This is a genomic window from Arthrobacter sp. CP30 (assembly GCF_053470025.1).
Genome location: NZ_JBQEMM010000005.1, coordinates 175,114 through 190,658, shown reverse-complemented (window position 1 = coordinate 190,658; position 15,545 = coordinate 175,114). Strand labels below are relative to the sequence as shown.

General features: G+C 70.9%; 15 protein-coding genes. 11 read left to right on the top strand and 4 right to left on the bottom strand.

The window, feature by feature from the left end; translation table 11 throughout:
• Positions 1–37: 37 nt before the first annotated feature.
• Entirely contained in the window at positions 38–1,375 is a 1,338-nt protein-coding gene (gene moeB, locus ACTIMO_RS09190) for a molybdopterin-synthase adenylyltransferase MoeB (RefSeq protein ID WP_448182204.1), read from the bottom strand.
• Between the two features lie 99 nt (positions 1,376–1,474).
• Here moeB and ACTIMO_RS09185 point away from each other — a divergent pair, with 99 nt between their 5' ends.
• Together ACTIMO_RS09185 and ACTIMO_RS09180 are read left to right on the top strand one after the other, a co-directional pair.
• Positions 1,475–2,095: a TetR/AcrR family transcriptional regulator gene (locus ACTIMO_RS09185; protein ID WP_422390274.1), complete on the top strand. Its 621-nt coding sequence runs from the start codon at positions 1,475–1,477 to the stop codon at positions 2,093–2,095.
• 45 nt (positions 2,096–2,140) lie between these two features.
• Complete coding sequence (locus ACTIMO_RS09180) at positions 2,141–2,365, top strand: DUF3107 family protein (RefSeq protein WP_191931541.1); 225 nt, start codon at positions 2,141–2,143, stop codon at positions 2,363–2,365.
• A gap of 155 nt (positions 2,366–2,520) precedes the next feature.
• Here ACTIMO_RS09180 and ACTIMO_RS09175 read toward each other — a convergent pair whose 3' ends face one another.
• Entirely contained in the window at positions 2,521–3,357 is an 837-nt protein-coding gene (locus tag ACTIMO_RS09175) for a ferritin-like fold-containing protein (RefSeq protein ID WP_082471296.1), read from the bottom strand.
• Between the two features lie 176 nt (positions 3,358–3,533).
• Here ACTIMO_RS09175 and ACTIMO_RS09170 point away from each other — a divergent pair, with 176 nt between their 5' ends.
• From ACTIMO_RS09170 to ACTIMO_RS09155, 4 genes are all read left to right on the top strand, one after another.
• On the top strand, positions 3,534–3,980 hold the full coding sequence (locus ACTIMO_RS09170) for a YdeI/OmpD-associated family protein (RefSeq protein ID WP_422390276.1): 447 nt from the start codon (positions 3,534–3,536) through the stop codon (positions 3,978–3,980).
• Positions 3,981–4,088: 108 nt separating this feature from the next.
• Positions 4,089–5,573 (top strand): RNB domain-containing ribonuclease, encoded by a 1,485-nt coding sequence (locus tag ACTIMO_RS09165; protein WP_448182203.1) that lies wholly within the window; start codon positions 4,089–4,091, stop codon positions 5,571–5,573.
• A 298-nt stretch (positions 5,574–5,871) separates the two neighbouring features.
• Positions 5,872–7,653, top strand: a complete 1,782-nt coding sequence (locus ACTIMO_RS09160; RefSeq protein ID WP_448182202.1) for a DEAD/DEAH box helicase — start codon at positions 5,872–5,874, stop codon at positions 7,651–7,653.
• 6 nt (positions 7,654–7,659) lie between these two features.
• Complete coding sequence (locus tag ACTIMO_RS09155) at positions 7,660–8,538, top strand: DNA-methyltransferase (RefSeq protein WP_448182201.1); 879 nt, start codon at positions 7,660–7,662, stop codon at positions 8,536–8,538.
• A 62-nt stretch (positions 8,539–8,600) separates the two neighbouring features.
• On the opposite strand, the gene ACTIMO_RS09150 is transcribed toward ACTIMO_RS09155, so the two are convergent.
• A complete protein-coding gene (locus ACTIMO_RS09150; protein ID WP_448182200.1) occupies positions 8,601–9,443 on the bottom strand; it encodes a PHP domain-containing protein in 843 nt (280 codons plus the stop codon).
• 51 nt (positions 9,444–9,494) lie between these two features.
• Here ACTIMO_RS09150 and ACTIMO_RS09145 point away from each other — a divergent pair, with 51 nt between their 5' ends.
• The gene (locus ACTIMO_RS09145; protein WP_448182199.1) at positions 9,495–9,734 is read left to right on the top strand and encodes a hypothetical protein; all 240 of its coding nucleotides are present in this window, start codon (positions 9,495–9,497) and stop codon (positions 9,732–9,734) included.
• The gene (locus ACTIMO_RS09140; RefSeq protein ID WP_448182198.1) at positions 9,731–11,311 is read left to right on the top strand and encodes an aminopeptidase P family protein; all 1,581 of its coding nucleotides are present in this window, start codon (positions 9,731–9,733) and stop codon (positions 11,309–11,311) included. Before ACTIMO_RS09145 ends, ACTIMO_RS09140 begins: the two co-directional genes overlap by 4 nt.
• A gap of 111 nt (positions 11,312–11,422) precedes the next feature.
• On the opposite strand, the gene ACTIMO_RS09135 is transcribed toward ACTIMO_RS09140, so the two are convergent.
• Positions 11,423–12,349: a general stress protein gene (locus ACTIMO_RS09135; RefSeq protein ID WP_448182197.1), complete on the bottom strand. Its 927-nt coding sequence runs from the start codon at positions 12,347–12,349 to the stop codon at positions 11,423–11,425.
• A 171-nt stretch (positions 12,350–12,520) separates the two neighbouring features.
• Between ACTIMO_RS09135 and ACTIMO_RS09130 the strand changes: the two genes are divergently transcribed.
• Genes ACTIMO_RS09130 through ACTIMO_RS09120 form a run of 3 tightly spaced genes read left to right on the top strand, consistent with a single transcriptional unit; the run spans position 12,521 to position 15,535 of the window.
• Positions 12,521–13,804 carry a magnesium transporter MgtE N-terminal domain-containing protein gene (locus ACTIMO_RS09130; RefSeq protein WP_422390282.1) on the top strand — a complete coding sequence of 428 codons (1,284 nt, stop codon included), beginning with the start codon at positions 12,521–12,523 and terminating at the stop codon, positions 13,802–13,804.
• The gene (locus tag ACTIMO_RS09125) at positions 13,797–14,396 is read left to right on the top strand and encodes a DUF1003 domain-containing protein (protein WP_055769318.1); all 600 of its coding nucleotides are present in this window, start codon (positions 13,797–13,799) and stop codon (positions 14,394–14,396) included. Before ACTIMO_RS09130 ends, ACTIMO_RS09125 begins: the two co-directional genes overlap by 8 nt.
• Positions 14,393–15,535, top strand: coding sequence for an Mrp/NBP35 family ATP-binding protein (locus ACTIMO_RS09120; RefSeq protein ID WP_448182196.1), 1,143 nt, complete (start codon positions 14,393–14,395; stop codon positions 15,533–15,535). Before ACTIMO_RS09125 ends, ACTIMO_RS09120 begins: the two co-directional genes overlap by 4 nt.
• The last annotated feature ends 10 nt before the right edge of the window (positions 15,536–15,545 follow it).

The following is a 15,545-nucleotide window of genomic DNA, read 5'->3' as shown; positions in this document are numbered from 1 at the left end:
GACCGTCGCGGCCGTCCCGTCCCCCCGGGGACGCCGCTCAGTACCTCGGCTTCCCGGGCTCGATCCGGCCGATCCATTCGATGATCCCGCCCTGCACGGACCGCGCGTCGGGGTGGCCCTGCGCACGGAGGAAGCGGACGACGGCGGCCGAGCGCACTCCTGACTTGCAGTGGACGATCACGGGACGGGCGGCATCGATCCGGTCCTCGCCGTCGAGGATGAGGTGCTGCGGGACCAGCCGGGCTCCCTCGATGGCGACGATCGCGTACTCCTCCGGGTTCCGGACGTCCAGCAGGTCGAAGTCCACGCTGCCGGCGGACCGTGCGGCCAGGAGTTCCGCCAGCTCGTCCACCGTGACCAGGGGAACCGGCCCGTCCTCGCTCGTCCCGGCCGTGCCGGCGTCGCCGGAACCGGAACCGGAACCGGAACCGGAAACGACCGAGGGCAGCCCGCAGAACTGCTCGTAGTCGATCAGCTCCGTGATCCGCTCCGCCGACGGGTCGGGGCGCACGCGCAGCTCGCGCCAGCTCATGTCCAGTGCATTGAACACCAGGACCCGCCCGAGGAGGGTGGTGCCCACGCCCGTGATCAGCTTGATGGCCTCGTTGACCATGACCGAACCGATCTGCGCGCAGAGCACGCCGAGCACCCCGCCCTCGGCGCAGGAGGGTACGGAGCCGGGCGGCGGCGCCTCCGGGTAGAGGTCGCGGTAGGTCGGTCCGTGGCCCTGCCAGAAGACACTCACCTGGCCGTCGAAGCGCAGGATCGACCCCCAGACGTAGGGCTTGCCGAGGATCGCCGCGGCGTCGTTCACCAGGTAGCGCGTGGCGAAGTTGTCGGTGCCGTCGACGATCAGGTCGTACTGCGAGAACAGGTCCAGCGCGTTCCCGCGGTCGAGTCGCTCCTCGTGCAGCACCACGCCGACGAGCGGGTTGAGCTCCAGGATGCTCGCCCGGGCGGACTCCGCCTTGGACCGCCCGAGGTCGGCCATGCCGTGGATGACCTGCCGCTGCAGGTTGGAGAGCTCGACGTCGTCGTCGTCCACGATCCCGAGGAGGCCGACGCCCGCTGCCGCGAGGTAGAGCAGCGCGGGCGAACCGAGGCCGCCGGCGCCGATCACCAGCACCCGGGCGTTCTTCAGCCGCAGCTGCGCCTCCATGCCGAAGCCCGGGATGATCAGGTGGCGCGAGTAGCGCAGGATCTCCTCGGGGGTGAGGCCGGCTGCCGGCTCCACGAGCGCGGGCAGACCGGACACGGTCGTGGGCGGCGTCCCGGAACGCGCCCCGACCGACGGCCCGGACGGCGCCCCCGTCGGCGTCCCGATCGGTGTCCCGACGTCGGCGGAAGTGTTCGGAGCGGTCGGTGAAGCGGTCATGCCCAAGGGTATTCCGCCGCGCACCGGTGGAGCCATCGCAGGAGGACTGATGGGTAGACTGATCTGGCCCCATCCGCCCCCAGGACCCGAGGATTCCCCGTGAGCGCCGACCCGAGCACCGCAGGAAAAGCCGTCCGGCTGCCGCGGGACGAGCGACGTCGGCAACTCCTGGCGGCAGCGCAGGAGGTGTTCGTCGGCAACGGCTACCACGGGGCCGCGATGGACGACATCGCGGTCGCGGCCAAGGTCAGCAAACCCGTGCTGTACCAGCACTTCCCCGGGAAGCGGGACCTGTACCTCGCCCTGCTGGACAGCCACCTGGCCGAGCTCACCCAGCTGCTCCACGACGCCCTGCGTTCCACCGACGACAACAAGCTGCGCGTGCACGCGACGATGCGCGCCTACTTCCAGTTCATCGCCCAGGACAGCCGGGCGCACCGGCTCGTCTTCGAGTCGGACATCAGCAACGAGCCCGACGTCAGCAGCAGGCTCGAGGAGTTCAACGCGCAGTTCGCGAGCGCGATCGCCGGCGTGATCGCCGGCGACACCCAGCTCTCGACGGTGGAGGCGACGCTCCTGGGCCGGGGCCTCGCCGGGATGGCACAGATCAGCGCCCGCTACTGGCTCGAGACGGATGGCAGCCTCGACATCGATGCCGCCGCGGAGCTGATCTACCGTTTAGCTTGGCGCGGAATCAGCCGCTTCCCCAAGGAGATCTAGAGTAGGTTCGAAGCAGTAACGCTCACTACACAGGAGGCATCCGCCGTGGAAGTCAAGATCGGTATCCAGAACGTCAACCGGGAGATCGTGCTCGAGTCCTCCGAGAGCGCCGACGCCATCGCCGACCTCGTCGCAGCAGCCATGGGCGGCGGTTCCGAGCTCCGCCTGAAGGACTCCAAGGGTCGCCAGGTCATCGTCCCGACCTCCGTCCTCGGGTACGTGGAGATCGGCGCCGAGGAATCCCGCCGCGTCGGGTTCGGCGCCCTCTAGCACTCCTGATCCTTCGTCCGACGAGAACCCGCGGCCCCGATCATCGGCCGCGGGTTCTCGTGTGTCCGGCCCCTGTCGGGAGCTGTGCCGGGGCGAGGCAGGGTGCGGACGGCGCGGCGGGCACCGGTGCCCGGTCCCTCGACCGGCGCCGGGCGTCAGGCCGTGAGGCCCAGCGCGCTCATGCGCCGCGAATGGTTCCTCGTGAGCTGCGAGAACAGGGCGGTGGTGTGCTGCGTGTGGTCGGCCTCGTTGGCGAAGAGCAGTCCCGCCAGGTACTCCCGCTCGATCCCGACGCGCTGAGCCTGCGTCAGGGCCTCTCCCACGAGCCTCCGCCCCCAGAGCGCGAGCCGGGAGGCGAGCCGCGGATCGTCCGCCAGGGCCTCCTTCAGGCGCCGCTGGAGGTGCGCGGCGCCGTCGCCCGAGTCGATCGCGCCGATCAGGTCACGGGTTCTCGGGTCCAGGCTGTCGGCGAGCGCCCGGTAGAAGTCGCCGGAGAAGGCGTCGATGACATAGGCCTTCATCAGGGACTCGTACCAGTCGCCCGGGCGGGTGCGCTCGTGGAAGGCATCGATCGAGGCCTGGAACGGCGCCATGGCGTCCTCGATCGTGACGCCGAGACCGGCCACGAACCGGCTGACCAGCTCGAAGTGCTCGAACTCGAGGACTGCGAGCCGCCCGAGGCTGGCCCGGTCCGCGAGGCTGGGCGAGAAACGGGCATCGGAGGAGAGTCGCTCGAAACCGGACAGCTCACCGTAGGCGATGACACCGAGGAGGTCGGTGACGAAGCTCGCGTAGCGGGGGTTGCCGAGTGCGTCGTCCGCGGCACTCGCCGGCAGCTGCCCGGCATCGGCCGGGACCGATGCATGCCGCGCACCGGGTCCAGCCGGTGACGTCGGCGCACCGGCGCCGACAGATGCTCCGGCAGACCGGTCCTGCGTCCGGCCCGTATCGGTCGCGGAAAGGGCCGTGCTGTCGGAGGAGCCGTTGTTCATTCTGCTAAGAGTACGCACTCCGGGGGGTCCGGCAAGCGCGTCCGAGGCCCGTGTGCGGATCCCTCTGTCCCCGGCGCGCCGAAGCGGTCTAGGATCATCACCTCCGGACCGTGGCGGGTGATCATCGCACGGACGGACGAGGCCCCGGCAGGATGCCGGGCGGAAGGCAGGACCGGATGGATTTCTCGGGTGTCCTCGAGCTCTCGGGCCGCACCGCGACCGGCATCGAGGTGCCCGAGGAGGTCCTTGCCGCGCTCGACGGCGGACGGCGCCCGCCGGTCCGGGTGACGCTCGGCTCCTACACGTTCCGCACCACCGTCGGTTCCCTGAACGGCCGCGCGATGATCCCCGTCAGCGGCGATCACCGCGCTGCCGCAGGGTTGACCGCGCGCCAGACCGTGCACGTCCGCCTCGAACTGGACCTCGCCGAGCGGACGGTCGACGTGCCGGAGGATCTCGCCGTCGCCCTGTCGTCGGATCCGCGGCTCGTCGCCGCGTTCGACGCCCTGTCCGTCAGCCGGCGGAAGGCCCTCGTGGTGCCGATCGAGCAGGCCAAGGGGGCGGATACACGGACGCGCCGCGTCGCGAAGGCCGTCGACTCCCTGCGCCCGCCGACCGACTGACGGCAGGATCCGGACGCCCGCGCGCCCCGGCCGACACCGGACAGGGTCCGCAGCGCCACCGGGCCGTGCTCGCACCGGATGCCTGTGACGTGCATTACCCTGAGCCCTGTGCCAGCACAGCATATGGATCTGAGGGACCGGGAGTCCCAGCAGCGCCTCACGGAGTCGCTGCGACTCCTGCGCGAGGAACTCGACATCAGGGAGGACTTCCCGGCCGACGTGCTGCGGGAGGCGGAGGAGGCGGTTGCCGCGCACCGCCCGCCGAGTGCAGACCTCCGTGACCTCCCGTTCCTGACCATCGACCCGCCGGGGTCCACCGACCTCGACCAGGCCGTCCATCTGGCCCGCCTCCCGGAGCCCGCGGGCGGGTTCGAGGTCTGGTACGCCATCGCGGACGTCCCGCTGTTCGTTGCTCCGGGCGGCGCGATCGACGCCGAGGCACGGCTGCGCGGACAGACGATGTACGCTCCGGACGGCCGCATCTCACTGCATCCCGAGGTCATCTCCGAGGACGCCGCAAGTCTCCTGCCCGAGGAGGACCGGCCCGCCTTCGTCTGGCACTTCCGGCTGGACGCTGCCGCCGTCGTCCGATCGGTGACGGTCGAGCGGGCCGTGGTGCGCAGCCGCCGCCAGCTCACCTATGCGGAGGTCCAGGCGGACGTGGACGCCGGCAGGGCGGACGCGCAGCTCGAGCTCCTGCAGGAGATCGGCCTGCTCCGCATCCAGCAGGAACTCGACCGCGGCGGAGCCAGCCTCAACCTCCCCCGCCAGGAGATCATCCACGACGGCGAGAGCTACAGCATCCTCACCGAGCCGGCGCTCCCCTGCGAGGACTGGAACGCCCAGATCTCGCTCATGACGGGCATGGCGGCCGCGCGCATGATGATCGACGGCGGCATCGGCGTCCTGCGCACCATGCCCGAGCCCGACGACGGCGCGCTCGGCAAGTTCCGGCGGCAGTCGGAGGCGCTCGACCACCCGTGGCCCGAGGACCTCCCCTACGGCGCGTTCCTCCGCACGCTAGACGTGACCGATCCCCGGCAGCTGGCCCTCATGCACGCCGCGGCCTCGCTCTTCCGCGGCGCCGGCTACACGGCCTTCGACGGCGAGGTGCCCGAGGCCGTCGTCCAGTCCGCCATCGCCGCCCCCTACGCGCACACCACCGCTCCCCTGCGCCGGCTCGTCGACCGCTTCGTCCTCGTGATCTGCGCATCGCTCTGCGCGGGCGAGGAGGTGCCCGCCTGGGTGCGGGACGTCCTTCCCGACCTCAACGCCCTCATGGCGTCGTCCAACCAGACGGCGTCACGCCTCGACTCCGGAGCCATGGACGCCGTGCAGGCCGCGCTGCTGAGCAACCGCATCGGCGAGGCGTTCTCCGCCGTCGTCCTGCAGGCCTCCCCACCCGCCGTGGCGGACGCACCCGGGAAGCAGGCACCGCGGCTCTCGGGCACGGTCCAGGTCACCGAGCCGCCGCTGGAGGCGAAGTGCTACGGGGAACTGGTGGCGGGAGAGCGCGTGACGGTGGTGCTGCTCGAGGCGGACATCGCCCGCCGGCGCCTCCGCTTCGAGGTCAAACCCACTGACGCGCGGTGACCCCGCACCCGGCGCGGCGTGCACGCGCCGGGCGATGACACGCTCCCGGGGGCGGGCAGGGTAGGCTTGGAGCGTAGTAATGGATGCCCGGTCGTTATCCCTCTTCGATAACCCGCAGTACCTACTCGATCCCGAGTTTTCCCGCGGGCGCAGGTCTCCCTCCGCAGCCCGCACGCAGTTGCAAGCCCGCGATCGGCTTCCACTGGACGCCCTGCGCCCGCCGATACGCTCCGCACCGGATGGACTCCATCCGGGCGTCGAGCCTCAGCGGCCGTACGGCCTGAATGAACGGTAGAACGTGCACAACACAGATCACGACACGAACAGTTCCCCCGCGGCCGACGCCCACCACCTCGTCGCCGACAACTCCGAGGACGCCATCGACGTCGAGGAGACGCTGGTCACCACCGAGGAGCCCCACGCTCCCGTCGCGGAGACCTTCGCCGACTTCAACGTCCGCCCGGACATCGTGGAATCCCTCGCGGATGCGGGCATCACCCACCCCTTCCCCATCCAGGCGATGACCCTGTCCATCGCGCTCGGCGGACACGACATCATCGGCCAGGCCAAGACCGGAACCGGCAAGACGCTCGGCTTCGGCATCCCGGCGATCCAGCGTGTCGTCGGGCCGGACGACGCCGGCTACGAGAAGCTGCCCGTCCCCGGTGCACCGCAGGCCCTCGTCGTCGTCCCCACGCGCGAACTCGCCGTGCAGGTGGCAGGTGACCTCACGACGGCGGCGAAGAAGCGCAACGCGCGCATCGTCACCATCTACGGCGGGCGTGCCTACGAGCCGCAGATCGAGGCCATCAAGAAGGGCGTCGAGATCGTGGTCGGGACCCCTGGCCGCCTGATCGACCTCTACCGGCAGAAGCTCCTGGTCCTGAAGAACGTCAAGATCGTGGTGCTGGACGAGGCCGACGAGATGCTGGACCTCGGGTTCCTGCCCGACGTCGAGACCCTCATCGCCGCGACGCCGCCGGTTCGCCAGACACTCCTCTTCTCCGCGACCATGCCCGGCCCCGTCATTGCGATGGCGCGCCGCTACATGACGCAGCCCACGCACATCCGGGCAGCGGACCCCGAGGACGAGGGCATCACCAAGAAGGACATCCGGCAGGTCATCTACCGGGCTCACAACCTCGACAAGGCCGAGGTCGTGGCCCGGATCCTCCAATCCCGCAACCGCGGCCGGACCATCATCTTCTGCAAGACCAAGCGCACCGCGGCGAAGCTCTCCGAGGAGCTCATCGACCGCGGCTTCGCGGCCGGCGCCATCCACGGCGACCTCGGCCAGGGAGCGCGCGAGCAGGCCCTGCGCGCCTTCCGCGGCGACAAGATCGACGTGCTGGTCGCCACCGAGGTCGCTGCCCGCGGCATTGACGTCGAGGACATCACGCACGTCATCAACTACCAGTGCCCCGAGGACGAGAAGGCCTACCTGCACCGCGTGGGCCGCACGGGCCGCGCCGGCAAGAAGGGCACCGCGGTCACGTTCGTCGACTGGGACGACGTGCCCCGCTGGGGCCTGATCAACAAGGCGCTCGGCCTCGACGCGCCCGAGCCGATCGAGACCTACTCGTCGTCGCCGCACCTGTACACCGATCTGGACATCCCCGAGGGCACCAAGGGCCGGCTGCCCCGCAAGGACCGCAAGCTCGCCGGGATCAACGCCGAGACCCTCGAGGACCTCGGCGAGACCGGCAAGCGTGGCGGCGGGCGCCCGGACGGCGCCGGTGGTGCCGCGGGCGCGGGCGGTCGCGGACAGAGCCGAGACGGCGGGCGGGGTGGCCAGAGCCGCGACGGCGCAGCAGGCGGACAGCAGCGCGACTCCGGCAGGGGTTCGCGAGGCCGCGGCCGCGGCGGCCGCGGAGCGGACAGCAACGGTCCCGCCGAGTCGACGTCGTCCGCTGCAGCACCCGCAGCGACCGGGGCAGCCGACCCCGAGGGCGGACGCCGCCGTCGTACCGCCGACGCCGTGTCCGGCGAGACGGCTGCGGGCGACCGCCCCCGCCGGAGCCGAACGCGTCGCCGCAACGGCGAGGTCGTCGGGAACCCTGCCGGCGGCTCGGAGGACTAGTCCTCGGTGACGGAACTTCCTGCGCCGTCCGTGTCTCCCGTGTGGAGCGCGGACGGCGCCAATCTCGTGGTCCACGCCGACAACGCGCAGTACCTGCCCATCCTGCCCGATGCGTCGTTCAGCATGATCTACGTCGATCCGCCGTTCAACACCGGCCGTGCGCAGCGGCGGCAGCAGACCTCGATGGTGCGGGCGGCCCCGGGGTCAGGTGACCGCGTGGGCTTCAAGGGACAGTCCTACTCGACCGTGAAGGGCATCCTCGCGAGCTACGACGACGTGTTCGAGGACTACTGGGACTTCCTCGCCCCACGGCTCGCCGAAGCCTGGCGACTCCTCGCCGCCGACGGCACGCTCTACGTGCACCTCGACTACCGCGAGGTGCACTACGCCAAGGTGATGCTGGACGCCCTCTTCGGGCGCGACTGCTTCCTGAACGAGATCATCTGGGCCTATGACTACGGCGCCCGGGCGAAGCGGAAGTGGCCCGCGAAGCACGACAACATCCTCGTGTACGTGAAGGACCCGGCCGGGTACCACTTCAGCAGCGACGAGGTGGACCGGGAACCCTACATGGCTCCCGGCCTCGTGACGGCGGAGAAGGCGGCGCTCGGCAAGCTGCCCACCGACGTGTGGTGGCACACCATCGTGTCCCCGACCGGCCGGGAGAAGACCGGCTATCCCACGCAGAAGCCCGAGGGGCTGCTGCGGCGTGCCGTCGCCGCGAGCAGCCGCGAGGGCGACTGGGTCCTGGACTTCTTCGCGGGGTCGGGGACCCTGGGCGCCGTCGCCGGCAAGCTCGGCCGCCGCTTCGTCTGCGTCGACAGCAATCCGCAGGCCATCGAGATCATGGAGCGGCGCCTCGCCCCCTGGACCGGAGCGCCCTAGCCGGTCCACCGGGCATCCGTCCTGCAGGCCGCTGGTGCCCGGAAGGCGGACCGGAACGCCCGTCAGCCCGCCCGGGTCCCGGTGGCCAGACCGATGATCGCCTCGAGGGTCTCCGCGCTCGTCACGTTCTCGCCGAGCAGGTTCGGCTTGCCGGTGCCGTGGTAGTCGCTGGAGCCGGTCACGAGCAGGCCGTTGTCGCGGGCGATGCGCCGCAGCTCGACGCGGGCGCCCTCCGGGTTGTCCCGGTGCTCCACCTCGAGGCCCAGGAGCCCGGCGTCGATCATCTCGTCGATGACGGCGCCGCCCACCACGGCCCCGCGGTTGAACGCGGACGGATGCGCGAAGACCGGGACGCCGCCCGCCTCGCGGATGAGCGCGACGGCGGCTGCCGGATGCGGTGCGTAGTGGCTGACCCAGTACGGCGACCGCGCGGTCAGGATGCGCTCGAAGGCCTCGGACCGGCTCGTCACGATCCCGAGCGCGATCAGGGCATCGGCGATGTGCGGACGTCCCACGGTCGCGCCCTCGGTCACGTGCTCCTGCACCAGTTCCCACGTGATCGGGTAGTCCTCGGACATGAGCTCGACCATCCGGCGGGCCCGCGTGAGGCGTGCGTGCCGCGACTTGGCGATCTCCTCGCCCAGCCCGGCGTGCAGCGGATCGTGCAGATACGACAGGACGTGCACGCTGATGCCGGTGTCCGTGCGGCAGGAGACCTCCATACCCGGGACGAAGGTGATCCCCAGTGCGCCGGCCGCGGTGAATGCCCTGCTCCACCCCGCGGTCGAGTCGTGGTCGGTCAGCGCGACGGCGTCGAGGCCTGCGGTCGCGGCGGAGGCGATCAGGACGTCGGGGTCCTCGGTGCCGTCCGAGACGTTGGAGTGCGTGTGCAGGTCGATTCTCACCGGATCCAATCTACGCGCCGGGAGGGGGCAGCTCCTGTCGACTCCCCGGCGGTGTTCGGCGATGAGCAGGACGAGCTTCCCCGCGACACGCCCCTCCTCGCTCCTGCGGTGATCGTCCGCAGGAGCGAGGAGGGGCGGCCCGCTGTCCTGCCCGGACGATGGCGATCGCGATCGTCGTCGTGGGGTGTCCTGTCGCTGTCGTCGCTGCTGCTGCTCCACACCTCGGCGCCCGGACTCCTCAACGGCCCGACTTTCCTGCCATGCCGCCCCGGTGAGACGATGACGGGGTGAGCACCGACGACACCGCACCCGCAGGCCTGAATCCCACCGACTCCCCCGAGGGCCAGCCCCTCTCCGATCGGAACGAGAACCGCTCGCAGCGGCCCGATTCCGACGCCTTCAAGGCCTTCATGGCCGGCGACTGGGCCCGGTCCTCGGAGGAGCTGCCGCCCGAGGCGCCCGTCGCCGCGCACGCCGCCCGACGCCGGCGTGCCGTCTCCGACCGCTTCCCCGGCGAGCGCCTGGTGATCCCGGCCGGTCCGTTCAAGGTCCGCTCGAACGACACCGACTACCGGTACCGCCCGCACTCCGGGTTGGCCCACCTGACGGGCCTCGGCCTCGACCACGAGCCGGACGCCGTCCTCGTCCTCGAGCCCGTCGATCCCGGGACGGGCGACGACGGCGGCCACCACGTCGCCACGCTGTACTTCCGCGAACTGGCGGGACGGGACAGCGCGGAGTTCTACGCCAACGCCCGGTACGGCGAGTTCTGGATCGGCCAGCGGCTGTCCATGGCGCAGATCAAGGCTCAGCTCGCCCTCGAGACCGCGGACCTCGGCGACCTCGAGGTCGCCATCACCAAGGACGCCGGTGTGGTCGAGATCGGCGGAACCGGGATCCGCCTGCTCCGGGAGGTGGACCTCAACGCCGACGCCCTCGTGGACACCTCACGCATCAACACGGGGGTGGACCTGGAGAAGGCCGACGCCCTGGACGCCGTGCTCGCCGAGGCCCTGTCCGAGCTGCGGCTCATCAAGGACGCCTGGGAGATCGAGCAGATGGAGGCCGCCGTCGCGGCGACCGTCAGCGGATTCCACGAGGTGGTCCGCTCCCTCCCCCGCGCCATCAGCCACCCCCGCGGCGAGCGCGTCGTGGAGGGCGCCTTCTTCACGCGGGCCCGCGAGGAGGGCAACGACCTCGGCTACGACACCATCGCGGCCTCCGGCAACAACGCGACCACCCTCCACTGGATCCGCAACACCGGGCAGGTGAAGGCCGGGGAGCTCCTGCTCCTCGACGCCGGCGTCGAAGCGGAGAGCCTGTACACCGCAGACATCACCCGGACCCTTCCCGTCAACGGCCGATACTCCGACGTCCAGCGGAAGGTCTACCAGGCGGTGCTCGACGCGGCGGACGCCGGCTTCGCCGCAGCGCAGCCCGGCCGGAAGTTCCGTGAGATCCACCTCGCCGCCGTCACCGTCCTCGCCGAGAACCTCGATGCCTGGGGACTGCTGCCGGTCACGCTCGAGGAAGCGCTCGCGGATGAGGGCCAGCACCACCGACGGTGGATGCCGCACGGCACCAGCCACCACCTCGGCATGGACGTGCACGACTGCGCCCAGGCGAAGCGGGAACTGTACCTGGACGGCGTGCTGACCGAGGGCATGGTGTTCACGATCGAGCCCGGCCTGTACTTCAAGGACGAGGACCTCGCCGTGCCCGAGGAGTACCGGGGCATCGGCGTGCGGATCGAGGACGACGTCCTGATGACCGCCGACGGGCCGGTCAACCTGAGTGCCGCCCTCCCGCGGAAGCCCGAGGACGTGGAGGACTGGATGGCCGGGATCTGGGGCCCATCCGGGGAGTAGTCGCGGGCCCCGGCGCCGGGGGGACAGAAAAGGCAGGGACCGCGGGGTCCCTGCCTTTTCGTTCTCTCGCTTCGATCGACGCCGACTCGTCAGCGTCGATCGCACCCTCGACTAGCGCGGTCCGCCGACCGCCGAGGAACCGGAGCCGGCCGGACCGTCGCCGTCCCCGGGCGCCTGCGCGCCCTGCTGGTGCGCTCCCGGCCCGTCGGTGCCGGCGGCGGAACCATCGGCGCCAACCTGCGTCCCGTCGGGGCCGGGCATCGCACGTCCGGCCGGATCCTCCACGCGGACCCCGTACTGGGGGCGGCCGTCGGGCAGGTCCGGGAACTGTCCGCGCCGTGGTCCGGTGGTGCCGGGTCCGGCCGTCGAGCCCGCCGCCTGACCCTCGACGTCCGCGGGCTGTGCCTGTCCGGGCTGCTGCTGGGGCTGCTGGGTGGGGAACGGATCGTTCCAGGACGCTGGTCTCTCCGGTGCCTGTCCCTGCTGGGGCGGTTGCTGCCCCTGGCCCCACGCCGCCGGGTTGCTGCCGGGATGCTGGGCCTGACCGTTCATGGGCAGCTGCTGCAGCAACCGGCGCGCCTCACCGGCGAGGCTCGGCTCGACCAGGAGGTCGTAGCTCGTCGCGACCACCTGGCTCGTCGAGGTGAAGTCCCGCTTGCCGCGCTGGAACGCGTAGGTGATGACGCCGAAGAGCAGCCAGAAGATGGCCCCGAGGAGGATCGAGGACGGTACCGTGCTGACCATGTCGCTGTTCGCGAACAGGCTCAGGATCAGGCCGACGAACAGTCCGAACCAGGCGCCGGACAGCGCACTGCTCAGGGCCACGCGGGGGTAGCTGAGGCGCCCCGTGACCCGCTCCACGGCCTTCAGGTCGTTGCCCACGATCGCGACGCGCTGCACGGCGAACTTGTTGTCGGCGAGGTAGTCCACGGCCTTCTGCGCATCGAGGTAGCTGGTGTACCGCCCGATCGTCTCGCCGGTGGGCAGCACGCGGCCCAGGTCGCGGGAGGCAGTTGTTCCGAGAGGTGGTGTCGACATGCTCCCCATTCTTGCGTACCACCGCCGTCCGTGGGGGCGGTATCGCCGGGAGTGAACTGGCAGTTCGCCGGTGTCCGCCGCACGCCTGCCGGGAACGCGCCGGACGACCGTCCGGGCGTCGCACGGCCGCAGGATGCCACCCGGTCGTGTGCCGCCCGATAGCCTAGGGCGGTGACTACCAACCCGACCCGCGTCTTCGTCGCCCGGCTCCTCGGCCTCGACGTCTTCGACCCCCTTGGTGACCGCCTCGGGCGTCTCCGTGACGCCGTGGTCCTCGACCGCGGTCCGGGCAAACCGCCGCAGGTGATCGGCCTCGTCGTCGAGGTGCCCGGGAAGAAACGCGTCTTCGTCCCCATGACCCGGATCACCTCGATGGATCCGTCGCAGATCATCTGCACCGGCCTGGTCAACCTGCGCCGGTTCGAACAGCGCGGGGCGGAGATGCTCGTGGTCGCGGAGCTGTTCGACCGCCGGCTGACGCTGCGCGACGGCAGCGGGAACGCGGTCGTCGAGGACGTCGCGATGGAGCGCAACCGCGCGGGTGACTGGCACGTGTCGCAGCTCTTCGTCCGACGCGGTGGTTCGACCTCCCCGCTGCGCGGGCTGCGGCGCGGCGGTGAGCGCATCATCATCGACTGGCTCGACGCCTTCCACGGCGCCACCGACGAGCCCCAGGGGGCCACGCAGTTCGTCGCCCAGCACGACGACCTGAAAGCGGCCGACTTCGCCGACGCCCTGCACGAGATGAACGACAAGCGCCGCATCGAGGTCGCCGGGGAGCTGCAGGACGACCGCCTCGCCGACGTCCTCCAGGAACTGCCCGACGACGACCAGGTGCAGATCCTGACCTCGCTCACCCGGGAGCGGGCGGCCGACGTCCTCGAGGAGATGGACCCGGACGACGCCGCCGACCTCCTCAACGAGCTGCCCGAGGCCCAGAAGGAGGAGCTCCTCCAGCTCATGGAGCCCGAGGACGCCGAGGACGTGCGCCGCCTGCTCGAGTACGAGGAGGACACCGCGGGATCCCTCATGACGACGGTCCCGGTCATCCTCCCGCCGGAGGCCACCGTGGCGGAGGCCCTGGCGCACGTGCGCCGGGAGGAACTCACACCTGCCCTCGCCTCCTCGATCTTCGTCTGCCGCCCACCGCTCGAGACGCCGACGGGCCGCTACCTGGGCGTCGTGCACATCCAGCAGCTCCTCCGTTTCCCCCCGCCCGAGCCGCTCGGCAACATCATCGACACCGGTCTCGAGGCGGTGGGCGATCAGGCGGACGTCAGCGAGGTGTCGCGCATCCTCGCGACCTACAACCTGAACTCGCTGCCGGTCGTCAACACCGAGGGGCGCCTCGTCGGCGCGGTGACGGTCGACGACGTCCTCGACCACCTGCTCCCGGACGACTGGCGGGCGCAGGACGATGCACCGGAACCGAAACGGGGTGGCCGCCGTGGCTGAGAAGATGAGGTCCAGCTCCCGGGGGCTGGACACGCCCAAGGAGACGCGGAAGCGGTTCCTCAACCGCCCACGGCCGAACCCCGACCGGTTCGGCAGCGCGACGGAGAATTTCGCGCGGTTCATGGGCACACCGCAGTTCCTGCTCTACATGACGGTGTTCTGCATCATCTGGCTGTGCTGGAACACCTTCGGTCCGGCGGGCCTCCGGTTCGACAGCGCGGCCCTGGGCTTCACGGCACTCACCCTCATGCTGTCCCTCCAGGCCTCCTACGCCGCCCCCCTGCTGCTGCTCGCCCAGAACCGGCAGGACGACCGCGACCGCGTCTCCCTGCGGCAGGATCGGCAACGGGCGGAACGCAACCTCTCGGACACCGAGTACCTCACCCGCGAGATCGCTGAGCTGCGCATCGCCCTGCGGGAGGTCGCCACGCGCGACTACGTCCGGTCGGAGCTGCGGTCGGTCCTCGAGGAACTGCTGGAGACGACGGACGGCCAGGAGCTGACCCTCCACAAGCGCAAGCCACGGAAGCCCCCGGAGAACACCGTGGCCATGCCCAAGGTCCAGTCGGCCGGGAGGAAGCCCGTCCGGTGAGCAGCGACCTTCCCGTCGGCGGGCCCTCGGAGGACGCCGTCCACGCCGCCCTCGCCACGGTGATCGATCCGGAACTGCGCCGCCCCATCACCGAACTCGGCATGCTCGACACGGTGTCCGTCGAGGGGGCGACGGTGCGCATCCGCGTCCTGCTCACCATCGCCGGGTGCCCGCTGCGCGACACCATCGTGCAGGACACCGAGGCGGCACTGTCCGCCGTCCCCGGCGTCGGGCGGGTCGAGGTCGACCTCGGCGTGATGGACCAGGAGCAGCGCGATGCCCTCAAGGAACGGCTGAAGGGCGCCGGCGGCCGCCGGGGCATCCCCTTCAACGATCCTGGCTCACTGACGCGGGTCTACGCCGTCGCGAGCGGAAAGGGCGGCGTGGGCAAATCCAGCGTCACCGTCAACCTGGCGGTCGCGATGGCCGCACAGGGGCTCCGTGTGGGCATCGTCGACGCCGACGTGTACGGGTTCTCCGTACCGGCACTCATGGGTATCACCCGGCAGCCCACCCGCGTGGACGAACTCATCCTGCCGCCGGTCGCCCATGACGTGAAGGTCATCTCGATCGGCATGTTCGTCGAGGGCAACCAGCCCATCTCCTGGCGAGGGCCCATGCTGCACCGTGCACTCGAGCAGTTCCTGACGGACGTCTACTTCGGCGACCTGGACGTCCTGTTCCTCGACCTGCCGCCGGGCACGGGCGACATCGCGATCTCGGTGGCCCAGCTCCTGCCGACCTCGGAACTGCTCGTGGTGACCACTCCGCAGGGCGCCGCGGCGGACGTGGCGGAGCGCGCAGGGGCGATGGCGGCGCAGACCGGCCAGGGGGTGGCGGGGGTGATCGAGAACATGTCGTGGCTCGAGCTGCCCGACGGCACCCGGCTCGACCTCTTCGGGAGCGGCGGGGGTGGGGCGGTGGCGGGCCGCCTGACGGCGACGCTGGGAATCGACATCTCCCTGCTCGGCAGCATCCCGTTGGACGTCGCCCTCCGGCAGGGCGGGGACGACGGCGTCCCCCTGGTCCTCGACCACCTGGCATCGAGGGCGGGTATCGAACTCGTGCGGATCGCCGGCGCCCTGGCCCGCCGTCCCCGCGGCCTCGACGGACTGAGGCTGAACGTCACGCCACGGTAGGCGTGCACGC

What these genes read in the sequence shown, in the direction of transcription:
- ACTIMO_RS09135 (WP_448182197.1), bottom strand. Translation starts at nt 12,349, where the DNA reads ATGTCGACACCACCTCTCGGAACAACTGCCTCCCGCGACCTGGGCCGC.
- ACTIMO_RS09175 (WP_082471296.1), bottom strand. Translation starts at nt 3,357, where the DNA reads ATGAACAACGGCTCCTCCGACAGCACGGCCCTTTCCGCGACCGATACG.
- moeB (WP_448182204.1), bottom strand. Translation starts at nt 1,375, where the DNA reads ATGACCGCTTCACCGACCGCTCCGAACACTTCCGCCGACGTCGGGACA.
- ACTIMO_RS09170 (WP_422390276.1), top strand. Translation starts at nt 3,534, where the DNA reads ATGGATTTCTCGGGTGTCCTCGAGCTCTCGGGCCGCACCGCGACCGGC.